Source organism: Pseudarthrobacter sp. NPDC058196 (assembly GCF_042882685.1).
In the GTDB taxonomy this organism is placed as follows: domain Bacteria; phylum Actinomycetota; class Actinomycetes; order Actinomycetales; family Micrococcaceae; genus Arthrobacter.
The window spans coordinates 484,852-504,652 of record NZ_JBHVVN010000001.1 but is presented as its reverse complement, the minus strand read 5'-3'; the positions used below and the strand labels follow the sequence as shown (position 1 = coordinate 504,652).

Annotated in this window: 17 protein-coding genes; 16 read left to right on the top strand and 1 reads right to left on the bottom strand. The window is 67.2% G+C overall.

The window, feature by feature from the left end:
- The first annotated feature begins 117 nt into the window (after nt 1-117).
- Entirely contained in the window at nt 118-1,290 is a 1,173-nt protein-coding gene (locus tag ACFVVC_RS02380) for a hypothetical protein (RefSeq protein ID WP_387448659.1), read from the top strand.
- Here ACFVVC_RS02380 and ACFVVC_RS02375 read toward each other — a convergent pair.
- Nucleotides 1,271-1,762, bottom strand: coding sequence for a helix-turn-helix domain-containing protein (locus tag ACFVVC_RS02375; protein ID WP_387448656.1), 492 nt, complete (start codon nt 1,760-1,762; stop codon nt 1,271-1,273). The genes ACFVVC_RS02380 and ACFVVC_RS02375 overlap by 20 nt on opposite strands.
- A 443-nt stretch (nt 1,763-2,205) precedes the next feature.
- On the opposite strand from ACFVVC_RS02375, the gene ACFVVC_RS02370 reads away from it, so the two are divergent.
- The 15 genes from ACFVVC_RS02370 (at nt 2,206) to ACFVVC_RS02300 (ending at nt 19,781) form a co-directional block, all read left to right on the top strand.
- Complete coding sequence (locus tag ACFVVC_RS02370; protein ID WP_387448653.1) at nt 2,206-2,589, top strand: hypothetical protein; 384 nt, start codon at nt 2,206-2,208, stop codon at nt 2,587-2,589.
- A 172-nt stretch (nt 2,590-2,761) separates the two neighbouring features.
- Nucleotides 2,762-4,063, top strand: coding sequence for a hypothetical protein (locus tag ACFVVC_RS02365; protein ID WP_387448650.1), 1,302 nt, complete (start codon nt 2,762-2,764; stop codon nt 4,061-4,063).
- 58 nt (nt 4,064-4,121) lie between these two features.
- Entirely contained in the window at nt 4,122-6,401 is a 2,280-nt protein-coding gene (locus tag ACFVVC_RS02360; RefSeq protein WP_387448647.1) for a phage tail tip lysozyme, read from the top strand.
- 160 nt (nt 6,402-6,561) lie between these two features.
- Entirely contained in the window at nt 6,562-7,515 is a 954-nt protein-coding gene (locus ACFVVC_RS02355; RefSeq protein ID WP_387448644.1) for a hypothetical protein, read from the top strand.
- A gap of 14 nt (nt 7,516-7,529) precedes the next feature.
- The gene (locus ACFVVC_RS02350; RefSeq protein WP_387448641.1) at nt 7,530-8,234 is read left to right on the top strand and encodes a hypothetical protein; all 705 of its coding nucleotides are present in this window, start codon (nt 7,530-7,532) and stop codon (nt 8,232-8,234) included.
- Nucleotides 8,235-8,307: 73 nt separating this feature from the next.
- Nucleotides 8,308-9,114, top strand: coding sequence for a hypothetical protein (locus ACFVVC_RS02345; RefSeq protein ID WP_387448638.1), 807 nt, complete (start codon nt 8,308-8,310; stop codon nt 9,112-9,114).
- The gene (locus ACFVVC_RS02340; RefSeq protein WP_387448635.1) at nt 9,111-9,836 is read left to right on the top strand and encodes a hypothetical protein; all 726 of its coding nucleotides are present in this window, start codon (nt 9,111-9,113) and stop codon (nt 9,834-9,836) included. The genes ACFVVC_RS02345 and ACFVVC_RS02340 overlap by 4 nt, the downstream gene beginning before the upstream one ends.
- A gap of 52 nt (nt 9,837-9,888) precedes the next feature.
- Entirely contained in the window at nt 9,889-10,431 is a 543-nt protein-coding gene (locus tag ACFVVC_RS02335; protein WP_387448632.1) for a hypothetical protein, read from the top strand.
- A complete protein-coding gene (locus tag ACFVVC_RS02330; protein WP_387448629.1) occupies nt 10,431-11,447 on the top strand; it encodes a hypothetical protein in 1,017 nt (338 codons plus the stop codon). Before ACFVVC_RS02335 ends, ACFVVC_RS02330 begins: the two co-directional genes overlap by 1 nt.
- Nucleotides 11,448-11,540: 93 nt before the next feature.
- Complete coding sequence (mobL, locus tag ACFVVC_RS02325) at nt 11,541-13,817, top strand: relaxase MobL (protein WP_387448626.1); 2,277 nt, start codon at nt 11,541-11,543, stop codon at nt 13,815-13,817.
- Nucleotides 13,818-13,978: 161 nt separating this feature from the next.
- A complete protein-coding gene (locus ACFVVC_RS02320; RefSeq protein WP_387448623.1) occupies nt 13,979-14,521 on the top strand; it encodes a hypothetical protein in 543 nt (180 codons plus the stop codon).
- 88 nt (nt 14,522-14,609) lie between these two features.
- Nucleotides 14,610-15,365, top strand: coding sequence for a hypothetical protein (locus ACFVVC_RS02315; RefSeq protein ID WP_387448620.1), 756 nt, complete (start codon nt 14,610-14,612; stop codon nt 15,363-15,365).
- Nucleotides 15,366-15,390: 25 nt separating this feature from the next.
- On the top strand, nt 15,391-15,663 hold the full coding sequence (locus ACFVVC_RS02310; protein ID WP_387448617.1) for a hypothetical protein: 273 nt from the start codon (nt 15,391-15,393) through the stop codon (nt 15,661-15,663).
- A gap of 154 nt (nt 15,664-15,817) precedes the next feature.
- Nucleotides 15,818-17,584: an AAA family ATPase gene (locus ACFVVC_RS02305; RefSeq protein ID WP_387448613.1), complete on the top strand. Its 1,767-nt coding sequence runs from the start codon at nt 15,818-15,820 to the stop codon at nt 17,582-17,584.
- 136 nt (nt 17,585-17,720) lie between these two features.
- Nucleotides 17,721-19,781, top strand: a complete 2,061-nt coding sequence (locus ACFVVC_RS02300; RefSeq protein WP_387448610.1) for a hypothetical protein — start codon at nt 17,721-17,723, stop codon at nt 19,779-19,781.
- Nucleotides 19,782-19,801: the final 20 nt, after the last annotated feature.

Here is a 19,801-nt window from a genome sequence, read left to right as displayed (position 1 = left end):
TAAGCGCACTTACCAGAGACGCGGTTCGAGGTGGTCCCGTCGATCGCGGGCAAGGGGAATCGTCCCGAAAGACCATTCAGACTTGGATTCTTCGGCCAGTGAGTCGACACTGGAGTCATGGCAGTACAGGCGAGGCTTGCGGCGCTCAGCGCTCCCACGGTTCCGCCTGAACCGGAGGTGGACGACGAGCTGCGCGAGCTCGAAGAAATTTCGCGCTCCCTGGAGGGACACACGCTCTCTGCTGCCACCCGGCGCGCCTACGCCACCGCGTGGCGTATGTTCGAGGACTTCTGCTCTGGCCACGGTTTGGAAGCGCTGCCGGCGCATCCGGAGACCGTGCGCTGGTACGTCGCCTGGATGTCAACCCAGATCAATGACGACGGCCTGCCCCGGTTCTCTGTCGCGACGATCCGCCAGCGCCTGGCGGGCATCGGGGAGAGACATCTGCGGGGAGGCTTCCTGGATCCCACGGCCCACCGCGGTGTCGTGGACCTCGTGCGGGGGCTGGCCAAGCTGCGGGCCACCAGACCCCGGCGGAAGCGCCCGTTGCTGCTGGATGACGTGGTCCGGATCATCGCGGCGATGGAGCATGACACTTATCCGGCAGGTGTGTCAGCCGCCAGGGACACGCTGGCGCTGTGGCTGGGCTTCGCCGGGGCCCTGCGCAGGAGCGAGGCTGCGGCCCTGACATTGGACCGGCTCGAGCTGCACTCCGTCGACGGCGTCCACGTCCATGTGGGGGCGTCGAAGGCGGACCCGGAGAACGCCCTGCCGGACGTGGTGGTGCTGCCATTCGGGAACTCACCGGCGTCCTGTCCCCCGTGCGCCGTCCACCGCTGGGTGGCGCTGCTCGGGCTCACCCGGCAGGATGACGCACGCGTGCGGCGTCGCGGGATGATGCAGCAGCTGTTCTCGTACAGCCTCGAAGAACACGTCTGCGGGACCACGGGCTCGACGGCGCTCGTCAGCAGTACGGACCTGGACTCGGGCGTACCCCTGCTCCGGGCGACGTACCGCAACAGGAAGGACGCCCGGATCCATGCACGCGGAGTGAGCGGCGATGCGCTGCACACGATGCTGCTGTCCAGGATGGTCGAGGCAGGGATGAACCCGGCTGCCTACGGCTTCCACTCGCTGCGTGCCGGGCATGTTACCCAGGCGCGGCGCAACGGCGCGAGCACGGAGGAGATCATGCGCGCCGGCCGGTGGAGCCGGGCCGCGACAGTGGATGTCTACGACCGCGAGTTCAACCCGGCGGCACGCAACAGCGTCATGCGCCTGGGGTTGTAGACCCTTCGATACCAGGCGCGACAGGGTGCCCGTCCTTGTCGTCCTCCTCGACCGGGACGCGGGCGTCAATGCTTTCCAGGAGGCGGAAGTCGACCGCGCCCTGCAGATGCGCGCCGCCGCCGAGTACTTGGATGGCCTTGGAGATCCGCAACACCTCCAGCCGGCTCTTCTCCCACTCGCGCTGGGCCACGGCAAGGTCCGCCAGATACTGCTGCAACTGGGCCTCGGTCTCTGCCTGGGGGTCCTCGGCGACCAAGATCGCCAGCGGGACATCCAGGGCCTTGGCAGCCGCGACCGCCTCGTCCAGGCGCACCGCACGGATCTGCTGCTCTATCCGGGTCACAGCGGAGGGGTCAACGTTCGTTCCGAGGATCTCGGCGATCCTGCGGGCCAGCTCGGCCTGGCTGATGCCCAGGCGTTCCCTCTCCTGTCGCAGTCGGCGGGCGAAGAGGTCTCCGGGCAAAGGATTCATCTGGTTCGGACTCCTGGTCGGGTATATGGGCGCGAAAGGCTCAACAAAAATCCTATGCCGGGCCGTGCCGGAGCCGCACACCGCGCGCCCCGTCATGTGAAATCTACACGTTTTTGAGCAGAACGTCAGTCCTCCCGCCTCGAGCCTGTTTGCGCTGGTCTTCGAGGACATTCGACACTCGTATCCGACTCATCGCCGATACGACTATGACTGATGACTCGAATGATGTAGATTGGTGACTGAAGATGTGCACGTATACGAGTCCCAAGAGGGGGGGTCCGGGGCATGGTCGCAAACACACCTGCCAGCTTTTCGGGGACTCACGTTACATCGGCATAGACCATTGATAGGGCCCCATGCTCTATCTGGGCGAACCGGCTGGGCCAGTCGCCTCGTGACACATGTCATGCAAGCGACCATTCGATACGCGAGAGGAAAGAACCATGACGAAGATTTACGAGGCGGCACTCGAGCGGGCCACCCTGCCCACTGCGGCCTGGGACCTGACGAGCTTCCTGGAGAACGCGAAGTCGCAGATCCAGCTCTGGGGCGGGCTGCTGCTCATGCTCCTGGGTGCGGTCGGGCTGATCTGGGGCGGCGTGCTCCTGATCAAGAAGCTGATGGCCACCCCGCAGTCCGCGGGCCAGCAGCAGGGCTGGGGCACGGTCGCCCTGCTCATCCTGGTCGGCGGCGCGCTCGGCACCGGCGGATGGTCGCTGATCAACACCATCGGCTCCGGCGGCCAGAAGACCCTCGAGGACCTTGGCGGCGGCTCGATCCTCGTGCAGACGGTCGGCCACGCGTTGACCAGCGGTCTTCTGGGCTAGGCCCGGCGCGCCAGGAACCAACGGCCGGGCACACAGAGCGTCGACGGACCGCACCGGGTCGGTTGAGGTCACCAGGCCTCTTCCGGCCCGGTGCGTCGTTTCCGGGGCCGGACGGCGGCGCTGACAACGGGCAGGGCAGGCAGAGCAAGAAACAGGACGAACGGGAACGGATATGGGGATCAAGGATAAAGCGCTGGCCTTCGGTAAGCGCTTCAAGCTCGACTCGCACCACGCGATCGAGCGCTTCGGGGCGTTCTTCGGCATCTTCGCGGTGCTGGGGCTGGTCGTGGTGGCCGGTTCGGGTGCCGCCGCCCTCAAGGCCGGCAACGATGCGCTCTCTCGTACCGCGCTCTACAACACGGAGTTCACCTCCTCGAAGACCCAGCTCAAGGGCACGGTCGACGGGGTCTACACCAATCACACCGGCACCAAGGCGCTGGTCATGATGCATTTCCCCGCCAGCGCGGCGATTTCTTACAACGCGGCGGATTACAAGGCCTTCCTGCAGGGCACCAACGACAAGTTGCAGACCGAGAAGGTCAGCACCAGCGGGATCCGGGGCACCTTCCACGTCTTCGGCTCGACCGGATACATCGGGGTGCTCCTGGACGCGGACCGGCCCTTCGACCAGCAGGTGCTCAATCTGACCGTACGCGCGAACGCTCAGCTGACGTATGACGAGCGGCAGCAGAGCAAGGGCGACCAGGTCGCGGGCGATTCGAGCTTCAAGAAGTACGACCAGTGGCGCGTGATCGTCAATCCCGGCGCGTCCGGCACCACCGAGATCCCGGCGCTTGACGCGGCGAGCTTCGATCCGGCACGCGCCTACTACGACGTCGTGCTCAAGGCCCAGGAGCAGCAGACGCGCGACAAGCTCGACCAGAAGCTGTTGGCGATGCGCACGAGCCTGAAGCAGATCGAGTCGTACACCTCGGACCTGGCAACCACCAAGGTCGACGGGCTTTTTCTGCGTCCGCCGGCCGTGCCGACCTCCATCGCCGGCGACAAGGTGACCGGTGCCTCGGCGGCAGAGGCCAAGGACGGGAAGGCGATGCTGGAGCTGACGACGGGCCACGTCGTGCCGGGCGGGTTCGACTTCAACTGGCGCGGGGGCAACATCTACGACGGCTACCTCGACACGCTGGTGCCCGCCGGGAAGGGCTACGTGCAGTTCCTCGGCGACAAGCGCGCCGAGGGCACCGACAACACGAGCCAGCAGGTCTCTGACATGAAGTGGGTCCTCTCCGACGGCACCGACCTGAAGAAGGACTACCGGTCCTCCGATGTGACGATGCGCCCGCTCACGAACGTGATGAACAACCTCTCCCAGGCCTACCAGGACTACGGCAAGGCCAAGTCGGAGTACCAGTCCGGGCTTCTGCTCGAGCTGCTGGGCCTGGACGTGAAGCTGCGCGACGTGCAGTCCAACAGCACCGCCAACTCGGCCGGGGATGCCCTGACCGTCTACCACTGAGCGCGCTCCACCGAGCGGGCCGTCATCACCAAGGCTTCGAGCCGGAAAGGACAAGCTCATGGCCACCGAGAAGCCGCCGCGCCGGGATGACCCGGCACGGCACGGCGCATCGCCCCGCGGGGACCGCAGGTCCGCCGACGGGGGCGCGAAGGAGGGGCCGCAGCCCCCTCGCGGGGAGGGGTCCGGCGCACGCAACGCCGGACCCCGCACCGGAGCGGCTTCCGCTTCGCCTGCTTCCGGGGATGCGGCCAAGGGCCTGCAGAAGACCCCTGGGGCCGCTTCCGCACCGCCGTCCCCCCGCTCGATGCCTGCGGGACGCGGGTCCAAGCGCCTGGGAGACGCACCGGCCCCGGACGTTGTTGCTGCGGGCAAGGCTGCAGGTACGGCCGACGCGGCCAGCAAAGCCCACAGGGCCGCGAAGAGCCTGGACGGTGTCGCCGCGGCGGCGGCCGGAGGAGCTGCCCGGAAGGCGGTCGAGGGCGACGGCAGCAGCGCGGCGCGCCGCGGTGCAGGCCGGTACGCGGGGGCGGCTGCTTCAGGGGCTGTCGCCGGGGCACGGGTCGGAGCCGCCGCCGGCGGTGTCGGCGCACTGCCCGGCGCTGCGGTCGGTGCTGCGAAGAACGTGGGCCTGCAGACCGGCAAGGACGCCGCCGACGGCGCATCCAAGGTCACCGGTGGCGGCCCGGACGCCGAGCCTGCGGACCAGCGGCTCGGTGCCGGGGGCACCGGATATGAGCGGACCTCGCAGAAGGAGAAGGACGGCCAGCTGCTGTCCAGGACCGCCAAGGGTATCGCCGTCGGTGGCACCGCGGCGGCCGCTCCCCCGGCTGCAGGCCTGATCATGCTCCTGGCGTTCCTGAAGTGGCTCAAGACCATGTTCTTCGCGATGCTCGCGATGGCCGCCAACGCGGCCAGCATGATCTGGGGCTTCATCCTCGGGATCGCCAAGGCGGTCGGGCACATGATCGCTGCTCCGTTCATCGCGCTGGGCGGTCTGATCGGCAAGGCGGCCGGAGCCGTCTTCGGGGTCACCGTGACGGCCACTGTCGCCCCGGTGGCCACAGCTGCTTCGGGCGTGGCTACGGCTGTTGCCGCGGTGGCTGTTATCAGTTCGGTCTTGACCGGCGTGCTCGACCAGGCCGGCCTCGACGGCGGCCGCGGCTCCACCTCGACCAACTGCATCGTCAACGCCAGCCGCAACGGTTCCGGTGCCGACGTCCCGGCGAACACCGAGGCGAACGCACGGGCTGTCTACTCGGTGCTGAAGACCTGGGGCATGCCCGAGGAGAACATCGCAGGCATCCTGGGCAACTGGTCGCAGGAGTCGGGCGTAGACCCCACCAGTGTGGAGGGCATCTACAACGAGGCATACCTGATCGGCCCGCGCAAGCAGACCGCCTGGGACGGGAACTTCACCCACATCCCCGGCCAGTCACACGGCGGCATCGGTCTGGGGCAGTGGTCGAACGGACGCACCACGATGCTGCTGGACTACGCCAATTCCAAGAACCTGGACTGGTACACCGTCAAGGCCCAGCTGGCGTTCATGGTCGAGGGCGACAGCCCAGGTGACGTGGCTGTGTTCAAGGACATGATCAAGACCTCACAGGGCTCCCCCTCTGCCGCCGCACTGCACTTCCACGACAAGTGGGAGCGCTCGGCTGACAACGCCTCGCAGCTGCAGGAGCGCAAGGCCGACGCCGAGATGTGGTTCGGCAAGATGAGCGGCTGGACCGTCGACACCTCGGTCGTCGGCGGGGTCCAGGACATCGTGGGCGGCATTGTCGACACGGTCGGCACCGGCATCCGCGCGATCTTCGGCAATTGCGACAGCGACACCAAGGTGCGTCCTGGAAGCCTCGTCGACGGCGGCATGAACCAGGAGCAGGCCCAGGCGCTGATTGACCTGTACAACCAGGAGGGCGACAAGTTCCTGGACGACAAGTACGGCGCTGGCGGGCCGGGCTCCTGCGGCGACAACCACGCCATGAACTGCGTGTCGTTCTCGACCTACTTCGTGAACAAGTACACCTCGTTCCAGCAGTACCCGTCGGGAAACGGCATCGAGACGGCACACACCATCGCGTCAATGACCGGCAGGCAGGTCTCGAGCACGCCGACGGCGTACTCGGTCGGTTCCGGGCCGGGCTCGGGCCCCGAGGGCCACACTCTCGTCGTGCTGGGCGTGCAGGGCGACAAGGTCATCCTGGGTGAGGCCGGCTACTGCGCGTTCATGGGCCGCCTCCGCATCGACAGCGCGGAGCGGATGAAGTCCGAGGGGTGGGTGTTCGTCGACGTCACGGACCTCATCACCAAGGGCGGCAAGCTGCCGGCGTAGCCGTCGGCAGTGGGGCCGGTGTCCGGATGCTCCGGGCACCGGCCCCTTCTATGTCAGGCGTAACGACGACCTGCCGAATGGTATTTACTCGTCATTGAATGACCATTGCCGATAGACTTGGGAGTCATATATGGGGACAACGCGAGAAGGGACGGGCACCGTGACAAGTGCGGATAATGACGCGCGTGGCAGGGACGGCGGCACGGCCGTGGACGGGGATATTGCAGAACCCGTCGAGGGCGCGCCGGAGAAGCTGAAGGCTCCCGCTACCCGACGGCGGCTCAGCGGCGTCGAACTGGAGGCCCGGTTCGAGGGATGGCGCGGAGAGCGGCAGGAACTTACCCCGGAGGAGTCAGCGCGCCGGACCCGCCTGGCCCTGAGCGCCGTGATGGGCGTCGCCATCCTCGGGCTGGCAGCAGCCGCAGGAGTGACCGGTAAGGGCTTTGAGTCCGAGCACGCGGCCAACGCCGAGCGGATCGCCGCCCTCCAGGTCCAGGTCGAGGACGCCAGGGCCATTCCGGTCCCCACGGACCTGGCCGGGAAGATCACACGACTGACGGAGGCCGCCGCGAAGGACGCCAAAAAGGTCGCAGAGGCCCAGCAGCACTTCGCGCAGCTGAACCACGATGCGGCGACCCAGCCCAGCCCGGGCAACGGCACGCCGAACGCGGCGACACTGCAGATCGCCGAGCACCGCCGGACGCTGGCACCGTTGTTCAGCCCGCGCTCGTTCCTGACCGACGAGAAGGGGGCTTACATCTGGACCTCACTGACGCCGTTCGACCCGAGCACGCAGATTGATCCGAGGTTCGCGTGGTACGTGCGCTACGACGGGCTGAAGGCATCCGCCCCCGACGCGTACACCTGGTCGGTCGAGTCAGTGATGCCGGATCTCGCCGTCCAGGACGCAACAGGCACCACGCGCACGGCCCGGGTGATCTGGCTGTGCCGGGACACCGCGGGCGGACAGGTGCTGGCGTGGGCGAACGCGGCCTACACCTATGAAGGGAAGGCCGGGACCTTCGACAACCTCAAGGTCGTGGTGACCGCGGCCGGCGCGGAGCACCAGCAGGCCGCATCGACAACGGGCAACCGAAGCGGAGAGGGCCGATGATGCAGGAACAGCAGATGGGCAGCACGGACAAGGGTGCAGAGGCAGGGCCGGGCTTTGTACGGCGCAATGCGCTGGTGGTGGGCGTTGTGGCACTCCTGGTGACCACCGGGACGGTGACCGGCCTTACCTGGGGGTCCCAGCGCAGCGCACTGGACGCGCAGCAGCAGACGATCACCGGCTTCCAGGGCCAGCTCACCTCAGTCAAGACCGCGAAGAGCGACCAGGTCGGGCAGGACGTCCTGCAGTCGCTCGGCGTGAGCGAGAGCCGGATCCACGACGACGCCCAGATCGTGGACCGTCTGGCGAAGACGGCGTTCACCTGGGGCTCCGGCCAGGCCTACGAGGCGGCGCGTCAGGAGCTGAAGGAGCGCTACCACCTCTCCGAGGACGAGCAGTTCCTGAAGCAGTTCATGCCGCCCGCGCGCTTCAACGAGGACGCCTCGGGCAAGCGGTACTACTACATCGACACACAGGGGCTGAACTCCGCGCTCAACGCCGATACGGACCTCGAGGTCATGAAGGTCACCGCGGATGAGTACACCTATGCGGCGCAGGTCGAGATCGCGGTCACCTCCGACGCGGTGTCGCAGAACAAGGTGGCACCGGACCGGGTCAAGTCGTACCGGACCGTGCTGATATATCTCACCGTGAACGCGCAGGGGAAGGTCTCGGGCCTGTCCGCCATTCCCGCCGGCGGTTTGACTCGTCATTCGAGATGATCCGACTCCCTTTCGACTCATCTTATTGATAGAGTTGTACTGGTATTCGAGACGAAGAGCGAGTTGAGGGTCAATGGCATCGACAAAGATCGGCGAGTCGGGCGTGCAGGCTGAAAAGCCTGCACGCAAGACGCGCTTCGTGGCCGCACCGGACCCCGGCGCTGCACAAGCCGACGTCGACCCCACCGGGGATGGCGGCGAACCCGGCGCGCTGATGAGCCGCCGCGCCGCCATCGGCGGGGTGTGCATGGGAGCGGCGTCACTGCTGTGCTTCGTGGCCGGCGCGGGGCTCTCCGGGGCAGAAGTCACCGTCAGCCACTCCAAGTCCCAGGAGATCGTCTCGCTGCAGGAGCAGATCCGCACCGCGGAGGTGCGAACCGGTGCCCTCCCCCAGGCCAGGGACGCCGACCGCGCCCTGGTCACAGCACAGGCCGCTGCCGGGCAGATCGCCCGCCTCCAGAACGAGTACCGTCACCTCACGGGTTCAGTGGCGGACAACGGCGGGACGCGGGACCAGGCCGCTGCCGAGCCAACGCGCCGGAACCTCACTCCTTACTTCACCCCCGACGTCGGGCAGGCAGCGCTCCAGCCCTGGTACCTGCTGGCTTCAGACAAGGACGTGGCCGCGGGCAACGGGATTCCGATGAGCTTCAACTCCGGTTTCGAGTGGGTCGCCCAGCGCCCCTACTCGGTCGAGGTGGACGGCACGGTCAGGGTCACCTGGCTGGCGGTGCAGACGAGGCCGGCTGCCGGACAGACCCCGGCGGTGCTCGCCTGGGCCCGTGCCGACTATGACATGACCCGCAAGAGTTTCTCCGGGGTCCAGACCGGAACGACGACCACGGGTGAGGCCCTGCGGCAGGAGGTGAAGGCACCGTGATCGAGGACATGAAGGACTGGGTGCGCGGGAGGGCCGAGAAGGTTCTGGTTGGCACCACTGGAACGCTGATGGCGCTGTCGCTGCTCTCCCTGGTCCCGGCACTGCTGGCCGACGGCCCGGCGGAGGCAGATGCCACGGCCGACCAGAGCATCGTTCAGCTCCAGGGCAAATTGGAGGACGCGCAGGCGGCACTCCAGGCCAGGCACGCGCAGCTGCTGGCCGACCTGCCGGGGATGGACGCCGAGCGGCCCGACCAGGACCGGGTGACGGCACGTTCGGTGCTGCTTAGCCTGACGGATTCCTCGGCTTCGTCGCGGACCGTCAAGGAGACACAGGTTGCCCTTGACGCCAGGTACGGGTTCCTCGGGACCTCGTCGCGGACCCTCACCGAGTTCATCCCGGAGTGGATGGCAACGACTAGTTCCGGGCAGGGCGCAGGGACGGCATACCGGCTGGCCGACTTCGACGTCGACGTGACGGCGGTGAAGGGCCTGGACTACTCCTACACCGGAGTGGCACGCCTCGACCCGGTCTCCGCCGACGACAGGCCCACGGTCAAGAGCGAGTTCGTGGTCTTCACCTTCACCACCGGCCAGGACGGCACGGTCTCCTCGTTCGAGGCGTACCGCGCCTCGGGCCGCACTCGTGACCAGCTCGCCGCGCCGGCGGCCTCTGCTTCACCGGCCGCGACCGCCAGCCCCGGAGCCAGCCACAGCGGCTGACCGGCGGCACACACGCAGACAGACAGACACGACAACAACGAAGGACGAGACGATGACGATCCAGACCCTGGAGAAGACCGGCAGCGCGACCGAGGTGGACGAGGCCCGTGTGGAGGCCGGTACTGCGGCCACCACCACTGGGAAGGCCGCCGCGAAGCCGAAGACCGGGCCCGGCTCCTCGAAGCTGGCCGGCGCACTGCGCCGCCTGACTCCGGGGAAGGGCTCCGGCGGATCGCCGGTGCTGATTCGGGCGGTGTTCTTCCGCTCGGTCGTGCTCATCGCCGACTACGTGCTGGCCTCGATGACCGCGATGGTCGTGATCCCGATGCTGGGCGCATGGCTGCACCGGCAGTCCGGCGCGGCCAGCGGCGACCTGACCATGGCCGGGACCGTCGCGATGTGGGTCGCCCCGCTGCTGTTCGTGGTCCTGCTGCTGGCTGCCGCGGAGATCGCCGCGATGCGCGGGATGTGGCGCTGGTCCACCCGCCGGATCCAGTCCGTCCGCGACGCCCGCACCGGAACGCAGACCACGGTGAGCGCCACCCCCAGGACCACCCGCCCGAGCAAGAAGACCAACCGCAAGAGGAGCAACTGATGCGCACTGCTGGACTGATGATGAACGACGTGTGGGCCGCCCGGGCCCTGCGGGAGCGGGGCGTGCAGGCGCACCGCTATGACGGGCTCAACGCCCAGATCGGGGTGCTGGTCGACTCGGTCGAGCTCAAGCACCGGGGCAAGGCGGAGAATTACCGCCCCTACCTGCACGTCGTGGGCGAGCTGCGCTCTATCACCCCCGCCGAGCCGCTGCCGTACGGCATCACCCAGGTGACCTACACGCACGGCCAGGGCGAGAAGGTCGACGCCTTCTACGAGTTCGACGACGAGCAGCTGGTCGCACTGGCGGCGAAGGGCTACTTCAGCCCTTCGTTCACCGTGCCCGACCAGCTCACCGGGATCGAGTGGGAACTGCCCGCCTCGGTCGATGCCCTCGTGCTCACCCCATCCGAAGACCAGGCTGATGCCCCCGTGGTCTTCATGAATGTGCACCGCATCGCGGACCTGGAGATCGACCTGGCCTCCACCGAGTACGACCTGGCCGCCTACTTCGCCGACCGCTCCAGGGAAGGCCACGGCCCGGTCGAGGCCGTGGTCGACCACCGGGGCTTGCGGGCCCGCTCCGACACGATCAACTCGCTGTTCAGTGAAGACGAGCTCGATCTGGCCGCGCGGGCGGAGAACCTCCAGCGTCCCGAGGCGCAGCAGCCTGCCGCCGAAGGTGTCACCGCCCAGCTGCAGGCGGTCGAGGCTGAGATCGCTGCGGAACGCGAACGCTACCAGGCGGAGCGGGAGCGCACGGAAGGCACCCCCGAGCACCTGTACCACGAACGCGTGGCCCCGGCCCTGCGCCTGGAGGGTCAGGACGATGCTCCCGCCCCTGCCGACGCCGAGCTGGATGCCGGCGTGTCCCACGACCTGGACTTCGGCCTGGACACCGGGGACACCGGGCAGGAAGAGCCCGCGCCGACGCTCGAGGAACGCAAGCGCGCGGCCTCCCGCCGCGCAGCCGACCTTGACTTCGGCGAGGACGACGGGCACGGCCTGGGCCACTGAGGCCGAGGCGGGCACAGCAGTACGGACGGGACCCGGTCGCTGGAGGACAGCGGCCGGGTCCCGTGCACTCACGATAGGAAGGGATGAGGCGGGATGGGCCTGAAGCAGTCAGTGGTCATCGTCAACGAGTTCAGCGTGCCGCTGCAGGGCGGCAAGGGGTCCCGGGGCGGCACCCCCGGCGACTACGTCACCCGTTACATGGCGCGCGAGCAGGCCACCGAGTCGCTCGCGCCGATCCAGCGGCTGCGCACGGATGACTTCATTCTGCGTTACATGGCCCGCGAGAGCGCTGTGGAGCGCGCCGGGACGAGCAGGATCGAGGCCAAGACAGCGATGCGCCAGGCGCAGGGCGACGGCGGCGTCGCCTTCGGCTACGGCTCCGTGTCACTGTCCGACGACCAGCTGCGGGCTGCGTCCCGGGACATCCAGAAGCACTTTGAGAGCGGTAAGACGGTGTTGAAGACCGTCCTCTCCCTCGACGAGGAGTACCTGAAGAAGCACCGGATCGTCGGCGAGGACTTCCACTGTGAGGGCCGCGGGGACTACCGCGGCCACATCGATCAGATGAAGCTGCGGATGGCCATCATGCACGGGCTGGAGCGCATGAGCTCGGGCACGAGCGGCTTCGATGACCTGCGCTACGTCGGCGTGATCCAGGTCGATACCGAGCACGTCCACTGCCACCTGGCGATGGTTGACGCCGGACACGGCCATCTGGCCAAGGACGGCACGCAGCGGGGCAAGCTGCTCGACCGGCACAAGTCCCGGCTGCGGCGCGGCGTAGACGCCTGGCTGGACGAGAAGCAGGCCGTTGCGCACCTTTCCAGCGCTGTCGGTTATGAGCGCAGGAACGTCACGACCTTCATCAAACGCTGGGCTCATGAACGTATGCGCTCCGAGGCCCTCCCCCAGTTCCTGCTGGCCTGCCTGCCCGCGGACCGCTCGCTGTGGCGGGCCGGAACCAATGATCTGCGGATGCGCAAGGCCAACCGCCTGGTCTCCGAGCTGGTGGCCGAGCAGCTGGAGCGCTCCGGCTCGCCGCTGCCGGCGACGATGGAGAAGGTCGTGGCGTATGCCAACCAGCGTCGCGAGGTCGAGGGCCTGTCCACGGACGAGTGGCAGCGCCTGGTCGATGCAGGGCGGGCGCAGATCTACGAGCGGGCGGTCAACGGTGTCTACCAGATGCTGCGTGCCCTGCCCGAGGATGAGCTGCGGGTACGGACGCCGATGCTCGAAGTGATGGGCATGGACTACGCCGAGATGGCGGCCCTTGCCGCCGAGCGCCAGCAGCAGCACGGCAGCGCCGATGAAGACGTCGTCTCCTTCGGCTTCCGTCTGCGCAGCTACGCCACCCGGCTGCAGCACCACAAGTCCAAGGCAAGTGCTTACCGCGACCTCGCGCGGCAGTGGGAGCGGGCCGAGAAGGCCGACGTGGCAGTGGAGGACTCCCGGCCGCTCTACGACTTCTACTGCCATGAGGAGGACTGGCACCGGCGTGTGATGAGCAAGTACCAGCACTTCCTCCCGTTCGCCGGCGACGCCAGCCAGTGGTACGTCCAGCAGCAGGAGGTCGCCGATTACGGCCAGCGCCTGCTCTCGCTCATGGCGCTGCGCCAGGATGCCTCGCTGCAGCGGATGAGGGACGCTGACAAAGCCGAGGAAATGGGCCGCGAGGTTTACGGCCAGCCGGGCGGACGGCACCTCACTGCGGGCAGGGCGGGACGGGCAGTGCTGGACGCCCGCATCGCGACGATGAAGCAGGTTTACGACGAACGGCTCCAGGATCTGCGCACGGACCTGGCCGACTCCGGACTGGTGCTCGTCGCCGCTTCTGCAGACCAGCGCAGCGCCGCCGCCGAAGGGGAGCCGGAAGTCCCTGCCCGGCTGTCCATCGAGGCCGGGACGGTGCACCCCTTCGACGAGGTCAAGGCGCTGGACCTGCACCACCTGGGCTACGACTTCGTTGCCGACGTCGAGATCGGCCAGCGGGCCCGGCGGGAGTTCTCCGCGGCAGCCGCCGAGCGCCGCCGGCTGCTGCTGGCTGCCATGGAGTACCTCGATCAGTCGGGCCAGTCCGAGGCGATCGCCGACCTCCCGGTCGACGACGTCGCCGAGATGACCCGGGTCTCGCGCGAACTGACCTCGTCCCAGGACGGATCCCCGGGGCCGGTGCTGCGTTCGAGGATCGCCGCTTTGCGGGAGGAGCAGGAGCAGGCAGCCCGGATGCGCCGTTCGAATGCCTCCTCGCTCGACGCGGGCCTGGTGGTGCGCGTCCAGCAGCGGGTCGATGCCGCGGTGGCCGGAATTGGTTCTCTCCCCGCCCTCGAGCAGGAGGCCTCCGGTCGGTCCGGCGTGATTCAGCACGAGTAGGTATACGAGTGAAAAGATGAGTTAAATGGTTGCGGAATGATCTATAGGAGTATTAGTGTATAGATCAGTTCGGCAGGCGCTTCAAGGGCTTTGTTCGGACGACGTGAATGATCAAGGCCGTTCTGCCGAAGTGGTAGACGGAACGACGAAAGGACGAGATCATGGCACTTCTCAAGGGCAAGGGCGCAATGACCGGGGTCAACCTCATCGCCAAGGTCTACGACAACGGCGCGACCAAGGACGGCAAGTCTCACTACGCCGACATCCAGGTCGACGCCCGTGACTCGCGCGGACCGGAGCAGAGCAACCTGCACCTGAAGTCCGAGCGCGTGAAGGGCCCGGACGGCAAGGAGCGCTTTGCCAACACTGCACCCTACTCAGTGGGCCAGCTGGAGGAGATCGTCAAAGCCGCCGGCCCGAACACGGAACCGCTGTGCAACAAGGACGGCGAGAAGGTCGGCACCGTGTACGGCTTCAAGGGCAACGTGATGCCGGCCTCGCGCGGCACCGGCCTGGTGGTCAACACCAAGTCCGTGGAGGCCAGCGACTTCAAGGTCGACGCCAACACCCTGGACAACCAGTTCGCCTCCATGAAGGCGGCCAAGGAGGCCCAGGCTGCTTCCAAGCAGAACCAGGCTGCCGGTCCGGAGCAGTCCACCCAGGCCGAGCAGGTCGTCGAGGCCGAGGCACCCGCGGTCGGCTGACGCTGAACCACCAGCCCAGCGCAACCCATTGAAACGCCCCCGGAGAGACTTCTCCGGGGGCGTTTCGCATAGAGAGGAACGAATCAGCATGGCAGATTTCAGCAACGGCCCCCAGAGCGCGCCGGACTACAGCCAGCGTCCGACGTCGTACACACCCGAGCCGCTGGCGGCGATCAGCGAGGCCACCCCCGGTGCCGGAACGCAGCGCGGCCCGAGCTCGCAGGCTGGCCTTGGCGCGGTGCTTGGTCCCCGGTACAGCGTGCCCTCCTCCCCCGCTCCCGGCCAGCCGGGCTCGAGGTTCAACCCCAATGTCGTCGAGCGTCGGCCGCGGCCGCAGGCCGAGCCGGCACCAGGGATGATCACTTCTGCGGACGTGCCGACGCCGGGACAGTCCCGCACGGTTCAGGGCCCGGTGAAGGTCCCGCTCATCCAGCGGGCCGCCCAGTCGAGGGTTGGACGGGTAGTTCAGTCCGAGGGCTTCCGGGAGGGAGCTACGCGGGTCGGCACCGGGGCGATACGGGACGCTGTGACCCATGCCGCCCAGGCCCGGCAGTCCGGAGCGTCGGTCACGGGCGTGGCCGCCAGCGCCGTCAAGGGTGCTGGCATGGGCGCTGCCCGCGGGCTGCACAAGGAGCTGTCCGGACATCGCGGGCAGAAGGTCCCGCAGGGCTCTGCTGCCGGGACGGGCTTGGTCGGCCGGATGGGTTTGGTTGTCGGCCGCGATACTCGGGAACAGAAGCCGACCACCGCGCAGCAGGGCCGTAAGCCGGTCAGCGTGGCGTACGACTACCAGTTCGAGGGCCAGGATGGGCCCGAGGGCATCGAGCAGCAGCGCGGGGCTTGATTCAGGCACGGACGAGGACAAGGCGATGGCAACGATTGATCCCAGTCCGCTCAGCGGCACAAGCCTGCTGGAACTGGGCCTGGACGAGATCACGGCCCCGGACGAGGGCAAGGACCAGTGGGCGGAGGCCGGGCGTGCCCTGGTCGACCGGGTGGGTGCCACGGTGCGCCAGCAGCGCGAGGCGAACGAGCGGGCACGGCGCGACCGGGAGTCCCACAGGCCGCTGAGCGAGCGGTACGACTACCGGTTCGAGCAGGACGGATCTTCGTCCCAGGAGGACCGTCAGCAGGGGCTGTGACGGCCGCTGAACGGCGAGAATGGCCAAGAGGCCCCCGAATATGAGTCCGGGGGCCTCTCGCCGTCCTATATACGTCTTATTGAAATGGCGTCATGATAGACTTTCGACTGATCTATCAGATGAATCAAAGTCTTGGCGAGAGGTCTTCCACGGCATGTTCCACGAAGCGCACCTGAATGAGGGCTATCCGCTCCTATCGAAGCTGTCGGACCCACTCAAGAGGGCCGAACGTGAGATTGTCGGCCGCGAGCACGAGAAGCTTCAGCTGCTGGCCTCGATGAGCCGGCCGGAGTTGTGCAACGCCCTGCTGCTCGCTGAGGCCGGTACGGGCAAGACGGCGCTCGTCCAGGCGACGATGGCCACGGACGCCGGCCGGCGCTACCTCGAGGTCGATCCATCCCGGATGATCTCCGAGGCTGGTGACTCGGACCGCATGGCCGCCATGCTCAAGGGCTTCTTCGACGAGGCTGAGCGCTTCGTGGCGAACGAGAAGCAGGAGCTGGTGCTGTTCATCGACGAGTTCCATCAGATCATCCAGCTCTCCGATGCAGCGGTAGAGGCAATCAAGCCAGTGCTGGCGGCGTCCGGGGCGCGTGGCATCCGCATCATCGCCGCTACGACGTATAACGAGTTCCACAGGCACATTGCGCCGAACCAGCCGCTGGTCGAGCGCCTGCAGCGAATCAACCTGACGCCGCCGGACCAGGAGACGACGATCCGAATCCTGCAGGGCATGGCTGAGCATTATGACGTCGCCGACCAGTTCTACGACGACCACATCTACCGCCAGATCTACGAGTACACCGAGCGCTACATGCCGGCGAGTTCGCAGCCGCGCAAGTCGATTCTGGTGCTTGACAGCATGGTCGGCTGGTACCGCCTCACCAAACGGACCCTGGACCGCGCGCTGCTCTCGGACGTGCTCCAGGAGTCCCTCGGCGTGAACGTGGCCTTCAAAGTCGACGGTGCGAAAATCAAGGAGGAGCTGGACTCGAAGGTATTCAGCCAGGACCTGGCCACCCGCGCGGTCGCGAGGCGGCTGCAGTTATCGGTAGCGGATCTCAATGACAAGGGTCGGCCGGAGGCCTCGTTGCTGTTCGCCGGTTCCACAGGTGTGGGCAAGACCGAGCTTGCCAAGCAGCTGGCGCAACTGCTCTTCGGCGACGACCAGCGCCACCTGATCCGCTTCGACATGTCCGAGTACTCCCAGGACTCCTCGATGGACCTGTTTCGCTCCGAGCTGACGAAGCGGGTCTGGGACCTCTCGCATGCCGTGCTGCTGTTCGATGAAGTCGAGAAGGCCTCGGGGATGGTCACGCGCCTGCTGCTGCAGGTGCTCGATGACGGGCGGCTCTCGGACGACAACAACCGCGAGGTCAGCTTCCTGAACACCTACATCGTCATGACGACGAATGCGGGCTCGGAGATCTACAAGACCATCGCGCAGTACGCGGCCGACGACAAAGGCTCGGGCGAGCAGCTGTTGAAGTATGAGAAGCTCATCCGCCGCTCGATCACGGAGACGCAGTCCGACAACCGCTTCCCGCCAGAGCTCCTGGGCCGCATCGACGCGATCGTACCCTTCCAGCCGTTGTCACAGGAGACCCAGCGCAAGATCGTGCGCACCAAGCTGCGCCACATGGTGCAGGAGGTCCTCATCAAGCACAACGTACGGGTGGACATCGACCAGAGGGTCCTGCAGTACCTGATCGACGACAAGGGCGACACCGACTCCAATGCCGGCGGTGCTCGTGGCGCGGTGGCGAAGATGACCGACGAGGTCACAACCGGCGTGGCCACGTTCATCAATGAGCACCCCTCCGAGCGGCGGATCCGGATTGACGTCGTCGGCGAGCTGGCGAGTGACCACAAGGACATGCTCACTTCCGACGCCCGCATCGAGGTGAGCGCCGTGCGCTGATCTGCGCCGCGGACCATTACGGGCCATTCGGCGTTGTATTGAATGGCCTATCATTGCACCTATTGACTCATGGCCGATAGAATACTCGTATACCAGGCGAACTGCATTTTCATCATCATCGAAGGGATCGACACCAATGGGCATTCTGGGCACGGCATCGGGAAGCCGTAACAAGGATCGGAAGAAGAAGCCTGACGAGCTGCTGTCGTCCGTGGTCAGGGAGACGGCGATCCCCGCGGCAGTCGAGCTGCTGCGGTCGAACGCGACGTTCGTCTTTCCCAGCGGCACGGCATGGGTCATGCTCGTGCTGGCCGCCGAGTCCATCGGCGGGCTGAGCAAGCGGCACGGCCGCGACGAGGCGAAGGGCTCACTCATCGAGCTCATTGACTCGGACCAGATCAAGACCGTCGCCACGGCAGAGATGCTCGGCGAAGAGGTCTTCGGCATCATCCCCAACGCGGAGACGCTCGCGCGCATGGAGGAGTATTCGCTCCTGACGGGGGCGGACTACTCCTGGGCCGTCGTGTGGCAGAAGCCCAGCGGCGAGCTGCTGGTGGACCTGGTCGCCGAGGCCACGTTCAAGCAGGCCCAGGAGGTCGCTTCCGGCGTGCTGAGCCTCGAGGAGGCTGTCGGAGCGCAGGCCTGGCGGGATCACAGCGGCGTCGCCACAGACGATTCCGGGACCCTTCCCGCAACAGACGCCGCTGCTGCGGACACTGCCGACGAGGGTGACCCGATCTTCGATTCGATCCCTGGCGGGGACGAGGGTGCCGGCGACGAGCCTGTCTTCGACGCCACGGGCGACGAGCCCGTGTTCGATGATGAGGTCGCCGATTTCGGGGACGAAGACGCAGCCCCGGTCGCGGTGGAGCCGGAGCCCGGCTTCGACGGGACCGCCGGCTTCGATGAGTTAGACGAGGGGTTCGGCCCTGCGGCCGCCGACGCCGAGGTCCACGCCCCGGCTACGGAGGACGGTGTCCTGCTGGAGAACCAGGAGCAGGTGCGCGAAGTCATCGCCCGCCGTTTCCTCTCCGAGGACCTGGACCTCGACGTGCGCCTGGACGAGTTCAACGCGACCTTCGCCATCGGCGCGCCGGTCGTGCAGATCGATGTCCCGCAGGGTGCGACGGAGTGGCTGGGCGATCAGGTCGCCCAGCTCAACCGGCAGGCCAACGCCGACCTCGCACAGCTGCGGTGGGCGCACGAGGACGAGCTGCGCACCCTGTACGTGAACCTCATGTCGGCCCACGTCGAGCAGGTCATCCGCGACGTCGCCACCGACCGCGAGGGCTCGCGCTACAAGGCGCTCAAGGACGGCACCGAGGCAGCACACCGGGAGCGGGAGTCCGAGAAGGACCAGCGGATCCGCACCCGAAAGGCACAGATTGTCCAGGACTACGAGGCCCAGGCGAAGAAGCTCGCCGAGCAGGCCGCACTCCAGGCAGAGATCCAGTACAAGGAGCGCAACCGCTCCCGTATGGAGCGCGAGCGGGCCGACGCGGTTGCCGAGATCGAGCGGGTGCTCGAGAACGCCTATTCGCACGACCGCCAGGAGATCCTGCGCGTTCGCCGCTCTGACGCCGCCCTGAAGATGCAGGTCGGCACAACGCGGATCTTCGAGGTCCTGGCCGAGAAGCAGAAGGCCTACCTTGAAGCCGAGGAGCAGCGCCTGGGTCAGTGGAAGATCGAGATCCAGCGGATCGTCGACGACAACCGCAAGGCGGACATCGCCCAGGCCGAGGCCCTGGCCGAGCACCAGCGCACCACCGACGAGATCGGCGTCGTGCGCCGCGAGCAGGAAGCGCTCCTGGAGTCGATCCGCAACGAGCACGCCGACCGCATCCGCCGGATGGAGGACGAGCTGGACCGCAACCGCAAGGATGCGATCACCCAGATGCAGGCCCGCGAGGCTGAGTGGCAGCACAGCTTGTCCCTCGAGAAGGAGAAGACCGACTCGGCCACGCAGCGCAACACCGACCTGCTGCAGCAGATGGAGGTCGTCGAGGACTCGGTCAAGCGCCGCTACGAGGCACGGCTGGAGGAGATGGCGGCGGACAAGGAGTCCTACGCCAGCGAGCTGGCCCGGGCCTCGGAGATCCAGAGCCGCTACAACAAGATGCTCATCGCTCTGATTGTCGCGCTGCCCATGCTCGGTGGCCTTGCCGGGTTCATCGGCGGGGCGGCCATGGGCGGCTGATCAGGCTTAGAGATCGACGG

Bases quoted from the DNA above. Each gene is read 5' to 3' on its own strand.
- ACFVVC_RS02365 (WP_387448650.1), top strand. From the start codon at position 2,762: ATGGGGATCAAGGATAAAGCGCTGGCCTTCGGTAAGCGCTTCAAGCTC.
- ACFVVC_RS02300 (WP_387448610.1), top strand. From the start codon at position 17,721: ATGGGCATTCTGGGCACGGCATCGGGAAGCCGTAACAAGGATCGGAAG.
- ACFVVC_RS02315 (WP_387448620.1), top strand. From the start codon at position 14,610: ATGGCAGATTTCAGCAACGGCCCCCAGAGCGCGCCGGACTACAGCCAG.
- ACFVVC_RS02305 (WP_387448613.1), top strand. From the start codon at position 15,818: ATGTTCCACGAAGCGCACCTGAATGAGGGCTATCCGCTCCTATCGAAG.
- ACFVVC_RS02335 (WP_387448632.1), top strand. From the start codon at position 9,889: ATGACGATCCAGACCCTGGAGAAGACCGGCAGCGCGACCGAGGTGGAC.
- mobL (WP_387448626.1), top strand. From the start codon at position 11,541: ATGGGCCTGAAGCAGTCAGTGGTCATCGTCAACGAGTTCAGCGTGCCG.
- ACFVVC_RS02320 (WP_387448623.1), top strand. From the start codon at position 13,979: ATGGCACTTCTCAAGGGCAAGGGCGCAATGACCGGGGTCAACCTCATC.
- ACFVVC_RS02375 (WP_387448656.1), bottom strand. From the start codon at position 1,762: ATGAATCCTTTGCCCGGAGACCTCTTCGCCCGCCGACTGCGACAGGAG.
- ACFVVC_RS02345 (WP_387448638.1), top strand. From the start codon at position 8,308: ATGGCATCGACAAAGATCGGCGAGTCGGGCGTGCAGGCTGAAAAGCCT.
- ACFVVC_RS02380 (WP_387448659.1), top strand. From the start codon at position 118: ATGGCAGTACAGGCGAGGCTTGCGGCGCTCAGCGCTCCCACGGTTCCG.
- ACFVVC_RS02360 (WP_387448647.1), top strand. From the start codon at position 4,122: ATGGCCACCGAGAAGCCGCCGCGCCGGGATGACCCGGCACGGCACGGC.
- ACFVVC_RS02330 (WP_387448629.1), top strand. From the start codon at position 10,431: ATGCGCACTGCTGGACTGATGATGAACGACGTGTGGGCCGCCCGGGCC.
- ACFVVC_RS02350 (WP_387448641.1), top strand. From the start codon at position 7,530: ATGGGCAGCACGGACAAGGGTGCAGAGGCAGGGCCGGGCTTTGTACGG.
- ACFVVC_RS02310 (WP_387448617.1), top strand. From the start codon at position 15,391: ATGGCAACGATTGATCCCAGTCCGCTCAGCGGCACAAGCCTGCTGGAA.
- ACFVVC_RS02370 (WP_387448653.1), top strand. From the start codon at position 2,206: ATGACGAAGATTTACGAGGCGGCACTCGAGCGGGCCACCCTGCCCACT.